Source organism: Mesorhizobium sp. M0184 (assembly GCF_040322215.1).
In the GTDB taxonomy this organism is placed as follows: Bacteria; Pseudomonadota; Alphaproteobacteria; order Rhizobiales; family Rhizobiaceae; genus Mesorhizobium.
Genome location: NZ_JAMYSZ010000020.1, coordinates 78,157 through 94,265 on the forward strand (window position 1 = coordinate 78,157; position 16,109 = coordinate 94,265).

The window sequence follows — 16,109 nt, forward strand, 5'->3', positions numbered from 1 at the left end:
AAAGAATGATCAGGCACTGTGTCTTCGTCAGATTTCGCAACGATGTCGCCGACGCCGAGCGCGCGGCAATCCATGCCGATCTCGAAGCGTTGCGGGCGGTGATCGACGGCATGGGCAAGGTCGAATTCAGCGCCAATACCAGCCCGGAACCCTTCGCCCGCGGCTTCACGCACGGCTTCACCATCGACTTTCGCGACGCTGCGGCACGCGATGCCTATCTGGAGCATGAAGCGCATCAGCGAGCCGGCGCAAAACTGGTCGCGGCGCTCGAAGGCGGCACCGACGGGCTGATGGTGTTTGATCTGGAGATCGCGTGACTATCCCATTCTCAGCGCAACGACGCCGGCAACGATGCTAAGCACCGCGGCACCTCGCCATGCCGTCATCTTCTCGCCCAGCGCGAACACCGAGATCATCATGGCGAACAGGATCGATGTTTCGCGCAGCGACGCCACCGAGGCGATCGGCGCCTTGGTCATCGCCCACATCACGATCCAGTAGGCGCCGCCGCTGAGCACGCCGGTATAGATTCCGGCCTTCCAGTCGCGCGCCAGCACCGGCAGCGCCTGTGGGCCGCGAAAGACGACGCATAGCACCAGCGCCCACAGCGCATCGCAGACGAACAGCCAGGCGGCATAACTCGACGCGGTGGCGGCCAGCCGCGCGCCGCTGCCGTCCGACAGCGTGTAGCTGGCGATGAAGATCGATGTGCCCAGCGCGAAGCCGACGGCGCGCAGGTTCAATTTCTCCAGATGCGCGCCGCCGCGAAACGACAGCACCAGCGTGCCCGCCGACAACAAGAGGATGCCGAGAACGGCGAGCGGCGCCGGCATCTCGGCAACCACCACAACGCCCCCCAAAGCGGCCAGCAATGGCGCGGTGCCGCGCGCCAGCGGATAGGTCTGGGCGAAATCGCCGGCCTTGTAGGCGCCGATTAGGAATGTCCTGTAGCCCATGTGGAAGACAACCGAGGCGAGGATGTATGGCCACACTTCCGGCTTCGGCACCTCGACGAAAGGCAACGTCACCAGCGCAGCGGCACCCATGCCGAGCGTCATCAGTGTGATCGACAGGAAACGGTCGAGATGGACCTTGACCAGCGCGTTCCAGATCGCATGCATGGAAGCGGCGGCGAGCACCGCGAAAAAGACAAACAGGCTCATCGGCGGTTCATCCGCCGCCCGTCCCGATGACGATCGGCGTCTCCAGGTCGATATCGACCCAGAGCGGAAAATGGTCGGAAGCGATTTGGCCGATATCGGCGCTGACCGAGCGCACGCGCCCGGCAAACATGCCGCCGACGAAGCAATGGTCGAGCCGGCGCTTTGCCAGCCTGCCATCGATAGTCTTCACATAGGTGTGGAAATCCGCTGTCGGTTCCATTGCGACGGCGGCGGCATCGACAAAACCGTCGAGATAGGCGGCACCGCGATGATAGGGCGCGCTGCCGACAATGCGCCGGTACTCGGCGCTATCCGGCTCCATGTTGAAGTCGCCCAACCAGATCGCCGCTATGGGGTTTTCTGGCTCCTGTTCGCCATTGCTCCAGTTGCGCGCCGGCTCGTCGTCGGCGCCGCTCCATGGGCCGCCCTCGGACGGCGCGCGGCGATGCTCGGCGAGCAAATAGTCGATCTGCTCCAGCCGCTCCTCGGCCGCGATATGCGCCAGATGCAACGACAGCACCCGCACCGGACCGGCAGGGGTGCGGATCATGCATTCGAGTGCGGCATTGCGGGTGTTGAGCGGCCGCAGCGTGCGCCTGAGCGGCAGCGTATGCAGCCGCGACCAGACGATCGGAAGCTTCGACAGAACCATGGTGCCGAATTGCCGCCGCCGGTTGACGATGCGGCCTTCACGCCGATGGCTGGCATCCATGTCGAAGGCCGGCCCGTAGACCCAATGATAGTCGGGCAGCAATTGCGAAAGAAGTTCCGGCTGGTCGTCCTCGTTGCTGCGCAACCAGCGCCGTTCCACCTCCTGCAAGGCGACGATGTCGGCGCCGGCCACGACCTTGGCACAACGCGCCAGGTCGTAGCGGCCATCGCTGCCGAAGCCGTACTGGATGTTATAGCTGACCAGCTTCATTGCTTATCCGGCTCAGTTTCCTGCTGGCAGTAGCCGTTCGCTGACAGCCTTGCAATGTGCAGCCGGGCGGAGGGAGCTTGGGCCAGATGCTAAGTGGTCAGCGGCTGGAACCGACCGGGCGGGGATGCTGCCAGTTCCGACCAGTCGATTTCTTCCTCAAGGCGGTGGTAGGCTTCGTCGCCGATCGTTCCGTCGATGCGCAAACGCTCCAGCGCATCGCGCTGGCTCTTGATGGCGTAAAGACGCAATCTGTCATACTCGGTCGCCGCCTGGGCATCCTCCGGGTTTTCGGCGATGGCGCGCTGGGCGGCATATTGCTCTCGCACCGCCCCGGCCGCGCTCGATGTCTTGCCGCTGAGCACGTCCAGCGCCGCCTGCATGATGGCGACGCGCGCCTGCGCCACCTCCCGGTCGACCGTCCGGTCGAGGTCGAGATTGAGCAGAAGCAGCAACGGTTTCAGGCTGACGCCTTGCAGCACCAATGTGCCGAGCACGACCGTGAAAGCGGCGAGCACGATCGGATCACGGCCCGGAAAGTCGGCCGGCAAGGCGAAGGCTGCCGCAAGCGTCACCAGGCCGCGCATGCCGCACCAGCCGATGAGCACGCCGCCGCGGAATGTCGGTGCGTCCTTCCGCCTGTCCTCGTCGCCCAGACGTGCCAGCGCTCTGAGGATCGCGCCGCAGCCCAGAACCCAGACGAGCCGCGATACGATGACGACGGCCAGCACAGCCAGGGCAAAGACGAACGCCTCGCTTTGTCCTTGCTCGGCAAGTCGGCCGACGATGGACCGCGCTTGCAGGCCCATCAGAACGAAGGCCAGCACGTTGAGCACGAACACCGCCGTCTCCCAGACCGAGTAGGAGCTGACACGATTCCTTGCCGGCATGCGGCGCGGCGATGTACGTGCGATCGTCATGGCATAGACGACGATCGTGATGATGGCGGAAAGCCCTATCCTGTCGGCCAGGATCCAGACGCCGAAGGTTGAGGCGAATTGCACCACGGTGCCGCTCGCCGGGTCGTCGATGCGGCCGAGTATGGCGAGAGACAACCGGCCGAGCACATAGCCTGCGGCAAGGCTGCCGACCGTCGACAGCAGGATCATTGGAACGGCACTGCTCAACAGGATGGAGCCGGCGGCTGCGGAAACCGACATCCTGTAGATCAACAGCGCCGTGGCGTCGTTGAGCAGGCTCTCGCCTTCCAGGATGGCGGTGATGCGGTGCGGCACCTTGAACTGTCCGAGCACGGCCGCCGCTGCCACCGCATCGGGCGGCGCTACGATCGCGCCGAGCGCTATGGCCGCGGCAATGGGCAGGCCTGCCATCGTCCAGCCGACCAGCGCGACCGTCACGGTGGTGAAGATGACGGCGCCAAGCGCCAGCAGGATGAGCGAAACCTTGTAGCGGTTGAGATCGCGCAGCGACGTGTCATAGGCCGCGTCGAGCAGAACCGGCGCGATGAACAGAGCGAGCGCCAGCTCCGGGTCGATCTCGATGGTCGGGGCAAATGGCAGGAAGGCGATGCCGGCGCCGGCCAGCGCCAGCAATGACGGATAGGGAATCTGCAGACGCCGCGACAGCGCCGTCAAAGCAACGGCAGCCAGGAGAAGAACAAGGGTTAGTTCGAAAAGCGCCATGCCCCATCGTAGCGGTGAAGCCGGGCGATTGGCACTGCAAAAAACGGCCACGGCTTAGGCTGCTGGTGAATGGTGAATGGTGAATGGTGAATGGTGAATGGTGAATGGTGAATGGTTGCTTGCAGAGGAATTTCGGCGCGTAAAGCGCATTCTTACTATTCACTATTCACTATTCACTATTCACCATTCACTCTTCTCCTAATGCAGCACCAGCATGTCGCCCGACGAGAACGAAATCTCGGCCTTTTCGCCGACGGCCGGCGGCGGTGTGGCCGGACTGTTGAACGTGTCGAGCGAGACCGTGCTGCCGCCGATGCCGACGCGAACCCGGATGACCGAGCCGAGGAAATGCACCTCGGCGATTTCGCCCGAAAGGCTGGAATCGCGGCCGGGGTGTCGGCCGAGCGAGATCGCCTCGGGCCGCAACGCCAGCGACAGCGTGTCGCCGGATTTCGAGCCGTTGAGCTTGCCCTTGAGCGAGACCTCTTGCGAGTTGACGCGCACCTTGCCCGAAGCGGCGTCGGTGACCGTGCCTTCGAGCACGTTCAGCGTGCCGACGAAATTGGCGACGAATTTGGTTGCCGGCCGGTTGTAGATCTCGAACGGCGTGCCGACCTGCTCGGCCTTGCCGCCATACATGACGGCGATGCGGTCAGAGATCGACAGCGCCTCTTCCTGGTCGTGGGTGACGAAGATGGTGGTGATGCCGAGCTTCTTCTGGATCGAGCGGATTTCCTCGCGCAGTGACACGCGCACCTTGGCGTCGAGCGCCGACAGCGGCTCGTCGAGCAGCAGCAGTTTCGGCTTGGGCGCAATCGCCCGCGCCAGCGCGATGCGCTGCTGCTGACCGCCGGAGAGCTGATAGGGATAGCGGTCGCCCATCTGTGGCAGCTTGATAATGTCGAGCATCTCGGCAACGCGCCTGTCGGCATCGACCTTCGGCATACCGGCGACCTTCAGCCCGAAGCCGATATTCTGCGCCACGGTGAGGTTCGGAAACAGCGCATAGGCCTGGAACACCATGCCGACATTGCGCTGGTTGGGCTTGAGCCGGGTGATGTCCTTGCCGGCCACGACGATCTTGCCGGCGGATGGCTCTTCGAAACCGGCGACCATGCGCAGCACCGTCGTCTTGCCGCAGCCCGACGGGCCAAGGAAGGAGACGAATTCGCCCGGCTCGACGTCGAGGTTGAAATCCTGCACCACGGTGATGGGGCCGAAGGATTTTCGCACATGCTGGATTGAGAGGAATGGCTCGGTCATGGCTTTTTCCTTCGGGTCAGTTCGGACGGTTCGCCGATCGCGGCGCGAAGCGCGACAGGATCTGGATCAGCGACATGCAGCCCCAGGTGATGGCGAAGGCGATGATGGCAAGCGCCGCCGGCTCGTAGGCGCGATTGGCGCCGACGTTCTGCAGATAAGGTCCGAAGGCAGGCCGGTTGAGCAGGCTGGCCATGGTAAATTCACCGATGACGATGGCGAAGGTCAGGAAGGCGCCCGACAGCACCGCGATCAGCACGTTGGGCAGGATGACCCGGGTGATGATCGTGCCCCAGCCGGCGCCGAGGATCTGCGCCGCTTCGGTCAGTGTCCGCACGTCAATGGTGCGAAGCCCGGTGTCGACGGCGCGATACATATAGGGCAGCGCCAGTGTCGCATAACCGATGACCAGCAAGGCATTGGCTCCTGTGTCGCTGGCCAGGAACGGCAGCGGTGAATTCGACCCGTACATTCTGATGTAGCCGAAGACGATAACGATGGCCGGGATGACCAGCGGCAACAGCGTGATGAACTCGACGACCGGCCTTAGCTGCGGCAGCCGCAGACGAATCCAGTACGCCGCCGGCACCACCACCAGCACGCCAAGGACGATGGTGAAGATGGCGGCGACCACCGAATAGATGAAGGTCGCCTGGAAGCGGGGATCGCCGAGCACGACCTGATAGGCATCGAAGGAATACGCGCCGCGCCGCATGCGCATGGAGAATTCCACGGTCGCGATCAGCGGAATGAAGAAATAGGCCGCGCCCAGCGCGAAGACGATCCAGGCCCAGAATCTGCCGGACTTCATTTGAGCCACCTCTCAGAGCGCGTCCGGAACCAGATGTAGAAGACATTGGCCAGCCCGGTGATGACGATCATGCCGAAAGCGATGGCGTAGCCGAGATGGGCATTGTGCAGCACGTCACCGCGGATCTGCGCGTAGAGCAGGATAGGGACGATGTTAAGCGAGGAGCCGGTCAGAGCGTAAGCGGTGGCGATGGCACCGAACGCGTTGGCGAACAAGAGGATGACGGTGCCGAGGAAACTTGGCCAGATCACCGGAATGACGACCATGCGCCAGAACTGCGCCTGGGTCGCGCCAAGCGTTGCCGCCGCTTCGCCCCATTCCTTCTTCAGCCCATCGATCGCCGGCACGATGATCACCACCATCAGCGGGATCTGGAAATAGACATAGGTCAGCGTCAGGCCCCAGAACGACAGGATGTTGAAACCATGGGCATAAATGTTGAAGCCGACCAAGACGTTGAGCAGCACCGTGGCGAGCCCGAGCCGGCCGAGCGTCGCGAGAAAGGCGAAGGCCAGCGGCACGCCGGCAAAATTGGAGGCCACGCCGGAAAAGGTCAGTGTCGCCGAGCGTATCCACTCCGGCAGCCCGCCGCGGACGATGGCGATGGCAATGGCAAGCCCCGCGAAAGCACCGATCAGCGACGAGGCGAGGCTGACCTTGATTGAGATCCAGTAGGCGGCAACGATCGACGGCTGCGCCAAGGCCGCTATGTTTTCGAAAGTGAATTCGCCGGCATCGTTCCGGAATGCGCCCAGCATCAGATAGAGCGTGGGCAGGATCAGGAACATGATGGCGAAGATGAAGAAAGGCGCAACGCCAAGCCACTGCGTCGGCAGCCTCATGCTGCGGGCGTCGGCAGGAGGCGCGGTCTTCCCGGCAACAGCGTGATCGGACAACGAGATATCGGTCATGCGCCGGCTACCGTCCTGGAGGTATGCCGGGCGGCGATCTAAGCCGCCCGGCTGATCTCAAGTCTTACTTGACGTTGGCGCCGACGACGGCATCCCAGTTCTTGGTGATGGCTTCCTTGGCCTTGCCCTGCTCGTCGAGCGTCGGGAACACCGCGGCTGCATAGGACTCGGCCGGCGGCAGCTTGGCCATCACGTCAGCCGGGAGCTTGCCATTCTTGGCGAGGTCGTTGAAGCGGATCGGGTGACAATAGCCCTTCAGCCAGCCGATCTGGCCTTCGTCGGAATAGAGATATTCCAGCCATAGCTTGGCCGCATTCGGGTGCGGCGCGTAGGCACTAATCGCCTGAACATAGACGCCGGCGACGACACCGGTCTTCGGCACGACGACGTCGACCGGCGGATTGCCCTTCAGCGTATCACGGCCGGCAAGCGCGTTATAATCCCAGGTCACCAGGATTGGCGTCTGGCCTTGGGCAAGCGTCGCGGGCTTGCCGATGACCGGCACGAAATTGCCGGCGGCGTTGAGCTTCTTGAAGAAGTCGAGACCAGCCGTGCCGGCGGCTTCGCCGGCAGCCGCACCGCCGGAAAGGCCGGCGGCATAGACGGCCTGGATGGCCTGGTTCGAAGCGCGCGGGTCACCGGCGAGCGCCACGGTATTGGCGAATTCCGGCTTCAGCAGGTCGGCCCAGTCGGCCGGCGCTTCCTTGACCAGGTCCTTGTTCACCAGGAACGAAAGCACGCCGTAATAGTCGCCGGTCCAGAAGCCATCGGCATCTTTGGCGCTGCCCGGGATCGAGTCCCAGGTTGATACTTTATAAGCCTGGATCAGGCCATCCTTCTTTGCGGTCGGGCCGAAGCTCAGGCCGACGTCGATGACGTCGGGCGCCTGCGGGCCCTTGTTGTCTTTGTTGGCCTTGATCGCCTCGACCTCGTCGCCGGAGCCGGCATCGGGGTTGAGCTCGTTGACGGTGATCCCCGGATATTTTGCCTTGAAGCCGTCGATGACCGCGCCGTAGCCGCACCAGTCATGCGGCAGCGCGATGGTGGTGAGCTGGCCTTCAGCCTTGGCTGCGGCGACCAGTTCATCCATGGACTGGGCCGACGAGATGGCAGAGGTCGCCATCAGGGCGACGGCCGAAAGGGAAAGCAGTTTTCCCGTGAATTTGAACATGTGTTCTCTCCGTTGAACTGACGCCGTTGGACGCCTGCGATGCGGTATCGTTTTCGTGTGACAGCCAGATGAAAGCTTTGTGAAAGCGATGCCCCGCAGTACGAAAAAGTAAACTCTTTTTAACCGGCTGTAGCAATCGCTTCGCGATTCTTTTTCCGGCTAACTAGTTTCGATCTTGCCTTTCATCTTTCCCCCTTTCCTTTGCCTCTTTTCCCAAGTCGATTTCCGATGCGAAAATTGTCTCAGACGGTGCCGGCGATGGCGTTTTCGAGCAGCGTCAGCGCCGCCTTTTTGGTCAGCTTGACCGGGTTGCCGCCGGCGGTCGGGTCGACCACCGCCATGTCGGCAATCAGGCCCTTGCGCTCCTTGTCCATGTCGAGGCCCTTGATCAGGCCGGGCAGCGCGTGCGGCACCTTGAGCTCCTTGCGCAGCTTGATGATCGCCTTCGCAAAACCGTCGAAGCCGCCCTTGATGCCGCAATAGGCGGCGAGCCGGGCTATGCGCGGCTCGATCGCCTCTCGGTTGAAGGCCAGCACGTAGGGCATGAACACGGCGTTGGTCATGCCATGGTGGGTGTCGTAGAGCGCGCCGATCGGATGCGACAGCGAATGAATCGCGCCAAGCCCTTTCTGGAAGGCGGCCGCTCCCATGGCAGCGGCGCTCATCATGTTGGCGCGGGCGACCAGATCCTTGCCGTTGGCGTAGGCTTTCGGCAGGTTTTCGAAGACCAGCCTTATGCCTTCCACGGCGATGCCGTCGGCCATCGGGTGATAGCCCGGCGCGCAATAGGCTTCGAGGCAATGGGCAAGCGCATCCATGCCGGTGCCGGCGGTGATGAAGCCCGGCATGCCGACCGACAGCTCCGGATCGGCAATGACGATCGCCGGCAAAAGCTTTGGATGGAAGATGACCTTCTTGGTATGGGTCGCTTCATTGGTGATGACGCCGGCGCGGCCGACTTCCGAGCCGGTGCCGGCCGTGGTCGGCACGGCGATGATCGGCGCGATCGCATCGGCATCGGCGCGTGTCCACCAGTCGCCGACATCCTCGAAATCCCAGACCGGCCGTGTCTGCCCGGCCTGGAAGGCGATCAGCTTGCCGAGGTCGAGCGCCGAGCCGCCGCCAAAGGCAATGACGCCGTCATGCTTGCCCTTCTTGAACACGGCAATGCCGGCGGTCAGGTTGGAATCCACCGGGTTCGGCTTGACCTCGGAAAATACGCCATACGGCACCTTGGCGTCGTCGAGGATCTTCAGCGTCGAGGCCACCACCGGCAGCCTGGCCAGTCCCGGATCGGTGACGAACAGCGGCCGCTTGATGCCGGTCGCCGCCAGCACCTCCGGCAGCTCCTTGATGCGTCCGGCGCCGAAGCGGACGGTCGTCGGGTAATTCCATTTGGAAACGAGTTTTGTCATTTCGACCTTCTTGACTGCTTTCGTGCTCTCGGATGTCATTAGTTCACAAAGGTGTTGGCCACACGTTCCGACCGCATCATGTACGGAACCCAGATGACTGCGGCCCATATCGAGCGCGAAATTCCGCCCACGGTGTCTGCGTCGTACGCATCGGGCAACTCTGGAACGACGGTGGGAAAAGCCAGATGCACAGCCCATGGATCGAGACCGGCATATACCGGCATCGCCAATGCCCAAATCATGTACCAGCCGGGGAATATCTGCCAGCGCTTGAACATGAAGAACAATAACAGGGCCGGGGCCGTAAGGTTTAGTATGCCGGATATCACCAATTCGGCAAGAATCAGCACACCTTGGGACAAACTGTAGGCCTGCCAGTTCTGTAACATGCCGAGATAGTCGGAATTGTGCAGTTGTACCAACCCCAGTATCGGCGTGAGCATCAACCCGAGCATCGGCAGGACAAGCCATCCGCCGATACTCTCGGGACCCTCACGATCTGGCAGCGCCGATTGTTGTGTATCCGCCATTACTCCCCCTCAACAGCGATCGCATGCCTGTCGATCGCCACCTTAGATCACCTCGCGCAGATGGTATGATTTCGGCCTGGTCAGATTGTCGTAGCCGATGGCCGACAGTGCCGCGCCCTTGCCGGTGTCCTTGACGCCAGTCCAGACCAGCGCCGGGTCGAGATAGTCGCAGCGGTTCATGAACACGGTGCCGGTCTCGACGCGGTCGCCGATCGCCGCCGCATGGCCGGTGTCGCGCGTCCAGATCGAGGCCGTCAGCCCATAGGGGCTGTCGTTCATCAGCGCGATCGCTTCCTCGTCGTTGCGCACCTTCATGATGCCGACGATCGGGCCAAAGCTTTCCTCGCGCATGACGCTCATCTGGTGGTCGACCTGGGTCAGCACTTCCGGCGCCAGATAGGGGGAACCTTGCCTGTCGTTGGCCACCTTCATATTGATGTGTGCCCTGGCGCCCTTGCGCAACGCCTCGGCCTTCTGCTCGCGGATCAGGTCGGCGAAGCGCGCCTGCGCCATCGGCCCCATGGTGGTCGCCTGGTCGAGCGGATTGCCGACGACGTAGTTCTTGGTCTCGGCAATGAAGCCCTCGACGAATTCATCGTAGACCTTCTCGTGGACATAGACGCGCTCGATGCCGCAGCAGCACTGGCCGGAATTGTAGAAGGCGCCGTCGACCAGATTGGCAACGGCATGGTCCATCTTTGCGTCCGGCAGCACATAGGCCGGATCCTTGCCGCCGAGTTCGAGGCCGAGCGTCATGAAGGTGCCCGCCGCCGCCTTTTCGATGGCGCGGCCGCCGGCGACCGAGCCGGTGAAGTTGACATGGTCGATCTTGCCGGAGCCGAGCAGCCTTTCAGTCTGCGCGTGGTTCAGGACGAGGTTCTGGAACAGGCCCTTGGGCAGGCCGGCCTTATCAAACGCCTGCTGAAACCGTTCGCCGACCAACAATGTCTGTGCCGCATGCTTGAGGATGACGGCGCTGCCCGCCATCAGCGCCGGGACGATGGTGTTGACGGCGGTGAGATAGGGATAGTTCCACGGCGCGATCACCATGACGACGCCGAGCGGCATCTTCTTCACATAGCGCCGAAAGCCGTCCTTCGGGTTGGAGGCCATGACCGGCTTCAAGGCCGCCTCGGCGATCTCGACCATGTAGCTGACGCGTTCCCTGACGCCGCCGAACTCGCCGCCATAGCGCACCGGCCGGCCCATCTGCCAGGCGATCTCCGGCACGATCTCGTCGATCATGGCGACCAGCGCTTCCAGCATGGCAAGCATGTACTTGCCGCGCTCGACGACCGGCGTCTCAGCCCACTTCTCCTGCGCCGCCTTGGCACGTTCGACCGCGGCACCGATCGCCTGGTCGGTGGCAAGAGGCCGTTCGGCATAGATCGAACCGTCGACGGGGGATTTTATCTTCACGGTTTCCAAAGAGGTCTCCAAATCAACAAGGCACTGTTTTGACGAAGCCGGCTGCGCCATAGGCAAGGATTGCCTGATCGCGGGTGATGATCTCGAGGTTTTTCGAGCGCGCCGTGGCTATGATGATCCGATCCGTTGGATCGTTGTGAACGACGCCGGGCAGGAACGAAGACTCGACCAAAAGCTCACTGTCGATCCCCTCGACGCTCGCTGCCCCGGTCTGCACGAACCGTTCGAACCATGCGAGCGGTGACTTGATGAATGGCAACCGGCCCTTGGCTACAAGCATGCCGATTTCCCAGGCGGACATCACGGAAACGGCGATCACGCTGCCATTTTTGCGTGCGCTGGTCACCTTCTCGACCGCAGCCCTCGTGACCGGCTGTTCCGTTGACAGCCACAGCATGAAGCATGTGTCGAGCAGAACCCCCTCACTCGTCATAGACATTGCCCCAATCCGGATCGGCGGGCGCGGTATAGTCGACGTCCGGAAGCAGGGTGAGCGTCCCGGCCATGCATCCAAACAGCGGATCGGCACCCCGAGGCGGCACGATGTACTCTTCCTTGTTGCCGTTCATGTCGTCCACGAAATCCACTTGCCCCTCCTTGAAACCAGACCGGCGATCAGGCTCCGACGGCCTCGCCGCATGATTGGAACTTCCGAGGTGCACCAATATCTCGCTCTCCTGCCGGTCGAGAATTTCAGCGATCTTGCGTATCTCGTCGACCTGCATACGCCGCTCACCGTTCAGTGTCCGCGACAAGGCGCTGTAGTGTATGTTCATGCGGCCGGCCATGCTGCGTACCGTGAGCTTGCGCTCGTTCATTCGACTCATGAACCACGCCTTGTCGACATGGGCTCTACCTTTGGGCAAACGCTGCCTCCTGCGTGTTGCTGGTGCGATACCCGCAACAATATTGCGTAAAGCGCAACGCCGTCAATACCGCTCGAACCCCCTGTGCAGTTCCCAGTCCGTAATCCGGCGGTCGTACTCCAACTGTTCCCAGTGTGCCGTGTGGACGTAATGTTCCAGCACATCGTCGCCGAGCGCCTGCCTAAGCATTTTCGATTCCGCCAGCGTCGCGGTGGCGTCGCGCAATGTCTTTGGAATTTCAGGCAGCTGCGAGGCCTGGTAGGCATCACCGACGAAGGGCTTCTGCAGTTCAAGCTTTTCATCGATGCCGGCAAGCCCGGCCGCGATCAGCGCGGCGAAAGCCAGATAGGGGTTCAAATCGGCGCCGCCGATGCGGCATTCCATGCGGATGCCCTTGGTGCCCTCGCCGCAAAGACGGAAGCCGGCGGTGCGGTTGTCCTCGCTCCACATGATCTTGGTCGGCGCAAACGTGCCGGCCTGGAAGCGCTTGTAGGAATTGATGTAGGGCGCCAGGAACCAGGTGAATTCCTTGGCATATTTGAGCTGGCCGGCCGCCCATTGCTGGCCGAGTGTCGACAGCGTCCACTCGGCATTTTTGTCGTAGAACAACGGCGTCTTGCCGTCGGCGCTCCACAGCGAATTATGGATGTGGCTGGAATTGCCGGCGAGCCCGTAATTGTACTTGGCCATGAACGAGATCGCCTTGCCTTCGGACTCGGCGATTTCCTTGGCGCCGTTCTTCAGGATGACGTGGCGGTCGGCCATGTCGAGCGCCTCGGCGTAGCGGACATTGATCTCTTCCTGGCCTGGCCCCCACTCGCCCTTCGAATTCTCGATCGGGATGTCGGCCGCCTCCATCTCGTTGCGCAGCCGGCGCATGACGCCTTCTTCCTTGGTGGTGATGCCGATCTGGTAGTCGCCGATGTAGGGCGATGCCGTCTCGAGGCCCTGCCAGTGCTTCTTGCGGGCGGAATCGTAGGTTTCGCTGAACAGATAGAATTCGAGCTCGGAAGCGAAATAGCCGATATAGCCGCGATCCTGCAGCCGCTTGACCTGCTTCTTCAGCATGGCGCGCGGCGAATGCGCCAGGTCGTCATGGGTATGGTGGTCGAGCACGTCGCAGATCACCAGCGCCGTCTTTTCCAGCCACGGAACGCGCCGCAGCGTCGCAAGGTCCGGCTTCATGACGAAATCGCCATAACCCTTCGACCAGCTCGCCGCCTTGTAGCCGGGCACCGGTTCCATATCGATGTCTGCAGCCAAGAGATAGTTGCAGCCATGCGTCTCGTCATGCGCGGAATCGACGAAATACCGGGCCAGGAACCGCTTTCCCGCGAGCCGCCCCTGCATGTCGACGATGCAGGCCAGCACCGTGTCGACCTCACGGCTGGAGACCGCTTGCTTCAACTGATCGAACGAGAAATTTCCGGCCATTCTTACGGCACTCCAGCGCTTGTCGTTTCGGGCTTGTCACTTTGAAAAGGAAACGAAAACCACGGCCGGCGCGAATGCCGGCCATGGTCATGAGAGGGCGTCAGGCGCCGGCTTCGCCTATGGCTAGCTCGGCTGCCTTGATCGCCGCCTGACGCTTTGCGATCTGGTCGCCGATGGGCGGCCCCTGGAAGCGGCGGTTCTCGAAACCGAACCAAAGCACCGCGGTCAGCACAATGAAGCCCAGGGTGATATAGAGCACTTTGTCGTTCGGCGGCTGGATGGCGATGTAGAAGATGATCGCCATGCCGATGACCGACAGGATGCAAAACAGCTTGAACAGGCCGGCGCCGAGGTTCCATGGGCCGGGGTTCGGCCATTTTTCCGTTCCGAAAGCCATCATGCCGAGCACGATCGGAATGATGAAGGACAGAAACAGGAACACCAATGTCGAATTGACGACGATGGTATAGATGTTCGTGCCGCCGACCGAGATGAACTGGGCAAGAAAGACATAGATGACCTCGAGCACAGCAGCCGTCCAAATCGCATTGACCGGCGTGCGCCAGGTCGGGCTGACCTTGGCTAGCGAGGCCGAGCCGACCGGCATGCCGCCATCACGCGAGAAGGCGAAAAGCATGCGTGAGGCAGAGGTGACCGTTGCCAGACCGCAGAGGAACTGCGCGATCAGGATGCCCAGATAGAGCAGTGTCTTCAGCCACGCCGGCAAGATCGCGTCCATCGTGGCGAAGAACACGCCCCAGCCCTGCTTGGCGCCGGCCGCCAGGTCCGGAATCGCCAGTACGATCGCGCACAGCATCACCCAGCCGATCAGCGACGACCAGACTACGGACGAAACGATTGCCCGCGGAACCGAGTGCGCCGCCCTCAACGTTTCTTCCGAAGTATGCGCCGACGCGTCATAGCCAGTGATGGTGTAAACCGGCAGTAGCAGGCAGAGCAGGAAGAGATACGTCATGGAATCGGACTGCGGGAAAACACCGCCGCCCGCGTCGCCCGAATAGTTCGTGAACGTCCACAGCCGCGTAATGTCGATCGCTGGAGCAAACATCAGGCAGGCGACGATCAGCACGGCTGTTGTTGCCAGGATCAGGAAGCCGGAGGCGTCCGTCAACATAGCCGTCAATTTGATGCCGAAATGATTGAGCAGCGCCTGCAACACGGTGATGAACGCGACAAACCCGACGATCTCACCAGGCGTGCCAGTCATGCCGAAGGCTCCGCCGAAAGTGCCGACGAAGAAGAAAGCAGTACCGATATTGATGGCGCCGAGCACGGTGATCAGGCCGAGCAGATTGAGCCATGCGGTGAGCCAGCCAGTGAAACGGTTCCCTAGGATGGATGCCCAGTGATAGAGGCCGCCGGCGGTCGGAAATGCAGAGGCGATCTGGGCCATGGCGAGCGCGAAAAATCCCGAAACCATGCACCCGACGATCCAGCCGATGCCAGCGCCGGCGCCACCGATGGACGACGTCGCTTGCGCGAAGGAATTGATGCCGCCTGAGAGGATGCAGATGATCGAGAACGAGATCGCGAAATTCGAGAAGCGGCTCATGCTTCGCGACAGTTCCTGAGCATAGCCCATTCCGTGGAGAACTTTCAGGTCCTCCTTCTTGTCAACTTCGCTGTAACCCGGTGCTACCATTTTAAAGTCCCCTTTTGGTTTCTTAGCTGGCCGATTGAACTGACTTTCCGACTGCGCTTGGTCTGGAGGCCTTGGCCGCTTCGGGCTCCAGATTGAGAAAAATACCGGTGAGCAGATCCGCCCATTTCCGCTGCCCGGCCGCGCCGGCGATCTCGTCGTTGCGGATTTCAATCATTGCGCAGGGCAGCCCGCGCGAGCGCGCATGGCGTTCCAGCGTGAAATAGACCCGGTCGGCCGGCGAATAGGGTTCGTTGACGCCGACGCTGACGCCGGCAAGCCGCTTCAGTGTCGCGATCAGCGGCGCCGCCAGCCGGCGGTCCTCGTCATGGATGATGCCGATGTGCCAGGGCCGGCTTTTGCCTTTGTAGAGCGGCGTGAAGGAATGGATCGAGACCAGCCTGGTCTCCCGCCCGGCCGCCAGGCGCTCGTCGATGACCGTTGCGATCCGCTCGTGAAACGGTCGCCACGCCAGCGCGATGCGCGCCTCCCGCTGGTCGGCCGAAAGTCCCTGGTTGGCCGGGACCACGGTTTTTTCGCTGGCGCTGACCGTCACTATCAGGTCCGGCGCGTCGAGCGGGCGGTTGCAGTCGATGATGAGCCGCGAGAGGCAGGTCTCGACCAGCGTCGCATCGAGCGCCTCGGCCATGCGGCGCGCCACCGACAAGGCGCCCGGATCCCAGGCGATGTGGCGGGAAAGATCCTCGGCGGCAAGGCCGAGCGTTCCGAATTCCGGTGGCAGGAAATTGGAGGCGTGGTCGCAGGTCAGCACGAAGGGGCTCGATCCGCCGGGGTTCGTCACCCTTACGGTTTCAGGCGATGCAAGGCTGGCGGGCCGTGCTGTCTCCATTGTCTGCTGTCCCCGGGGAGCGCTGTATCGTATGTTACGTATTTTGCC

General features: G+C 62.2%; 16 protein-coding genes. 1 reads left to right on the forward strand and 15 read right to left on the reverse strand.

Translation table 11 applies throughout. The annotated features are described in order from the left end of the window. Nucleotides 1–5 precede the first annotated feature (5 nt). Complete coding sequence (locus NKJ23_RS22615) at nucleotides 6–317, forward strand: Dabb family protein (protein WP_352448247.1); 312 nt, start codon at nucleotides 6–8, stop codon at nucleotides 315–317. On the opposite strand, the gene NKJ23_RS22620 is transcribed toward NKJ23_RS22615, so the two are convergent. From NKJ23_RS22620 to NKJ23_RS22690, 15 genes are all read right to left on the reverse strand, one after another. Next, nucleotides 318–1,163 (reverse strand): EamA family transporter, encoded by an 846-nt coding sequence (locus tag NKJ23_RS22620; RefSeq protein WP_352568163.1) that lies wholly within the window; start codon nucleotides 1,161–1,163, stop codon nucleotides 318–320. A 7-nt stretch (nucleotides 1,164–1,170) separates the two neighbouring features. Continuing rightward, nucleotides 1,171–2,085 (reverse strand): endonuclease/exonuclease/phosphatase family protein, encoded by a 915-nt coding sequence (locus NKJ23_RS22625; RefSeq protein WP_352682516.1) that lies wholly within the window; start codon nucleotides 2,083–2,085, stop codon nucleotides 1,171–1,173. Between the two features lie 89 nt (nucleotides 2,086–2,174). Beyond that, nucleotides 2,175–3,725 (reverse strand): cation:proton antiporter, encoded by a 1,551-nt coding sequence (locus NKJ23_RS22630; protein WP_352682518.1) that lies wholly within the window; start codon nucleotides 3,723–3,725, stop codon nucleotides 2,175–2,177. 198 nt (nucleotides 3,726–3,923) lie between these two features. Continuing rightward, entirely contained in the window at nucleotides 3,924–4,988 is a 1,065-nt protein-coding gene (locus NKJ23_RS22635; protein WP_352682520.1) for an ABC transporter ATP-binding protein, read from the reverse strand. Between the two features lie 16 nt (nucleotides 4,989–5,004). Then, on the reverse strand, nucleotides 5,005–5,796 hold the full coding sequence (locus NKJ23_RS22640; RefSeq protein WP_352568166.1) for an ABC transporter permease: 792 nt from the start codon (nucleotides 5,794–5,796) through the stop codon (nucleotides 5,005–5,007). Then, on the reverse strand, nucleotides 5,793–6,707 hold the full coding sequence (locus tag NKJ23_RS22645; RefSeq protein ID WP_023675356.1) for an ABC transporter permease: 915 nt from the start codon (nucleotides 6,705–6,707) through the stop codon (nucleotides 5,793–5,795). The genes NKJ23_RS22640 and NKJ23_RS22645 overlap by 4 nt, the downstream gene beginning before the upstream one ends. 64 nt (nucleotides 6,708–6,771) lie before the next feature. Beyond that, complete coding sequence (locus tag NKJ23_RS22650; RefSeq protein ID WP_352682522.1) at nucleotides 6,772–7,878, reverse strand: ABC transporter substrate-binding protein; 1,107 nt, start codon at nucleotides 7,876–7,878, stop codon at nucleotides 6,772–6,774. A gap of 242 nt (nucleotides 7,879–8,120) precedes the next feature. Next, a complete protein-coding gene (locus NKJ23_RS22655) occupies nucleotides 8,121–9,293 on the reverse strand; it encodes an iron-containing alcohol dehydrogenase (protein WP_352682524.1) in 1,173 nt (390 codons plus the stop codon). Nucleotides 9,294–9,331: 38 nt separating this feature from the next. After that, on the reverse strand, nucleotides 9,332–9,823 hold the full coding sequence (locus tag NKJ23_RS22660) for a DUF2569 domain-containing protein (RefSeq protein ID WP_352682526.1): 492 nt from the start codon (nucleotides 9,821–9,823) through the stop codon (nucleotides 9,332–9,334). Nucleotides 9,824–9,865: 42 nt separating this feature from the next. After that, nucleotides 9,866–11,302, reverse strand: a complete 1,437-nt coding sequence (locus NKJ23_RS22665; RefSeq protein ID WP_352682528.1) for an aldehyde dehydrogenase family protein — start codon at nucleotides 11,300–11,302, stop codon at nucleotides 9,866–9,868. Beyond that, nucleotides 11,265–11,690, reverse strand: a complete 426-nt coding sequence (locus tag NKJ23_RS22670; RefSeq protein ID WP_352682530.1) for a type II toxin-antitoxin system VapC family toxin — start codon at nucleotides 11,688–11,690, stop codon at nucleotides 11,265–11,267. Before NKJ23_RS22670 ends, NKJ23_RS22665 begins: the two co-directional genes overlap by 38 nt. Further along, nucleotides 11,674–12,117 carry a helix-turn-helix domain-containing protein gene (locus NKJ23_RS22675; protein WP_352682532.1) on the reverse strand — a complete coding sequence of 148 codons (444 nt, stop codon included), beginning with the start codon at nucleotides 12,115–12,117 and terminating at the stop codon, nucleotides 11,674–11,676. Before NKJ23_RS22675 ends, NKJ23_RS22670 begins: the two co-directional genes overlap by 17 nt. Before the next feature lie 63 nt (nucleotides 12,118–12,180). Next, complete coding sequence (locus NKJ23_RS22680; protein ID WP_352682534.1) at nucleotides 12,181–13,551, reverse strand: glutamine synthetase family protein; 1,371 nt, start codon at nucleotides 13,549–13,551, stop codon at nucleotides 12,181–12,183. A gap of 100 nt (nucleotides 13,552–13,651) precedes the next feature. Continuing rightward, nucleotides 13,652–15,214, reverse strand: coding sequence for an amino acid permease (locus NKJ23_RS22685; RefSeq protein ID WP_352682536.1), 1,563 nt, complete (start codon nucleotides 15,212–15,214; stop codon nucleotides 13,652–13,654). A gap of 22 nt (nucleotides 15,215–15,236) precedes the next feature. Beyond that, nucleotides 15,237–16,061, reverse strand: coding sequence for an N-formylglutamate amidohydrolase (locus tag NKJ23_RS22690; RefSeq protein ID WP_352682538.1), 825 nt, complete (start codon nucleotides 16,059–16,061; stop codon nucleotides 15,237–15,239). Between the last annotated feature and the right edge of the window lie 48 nt (nucleotides 16,062–16,109).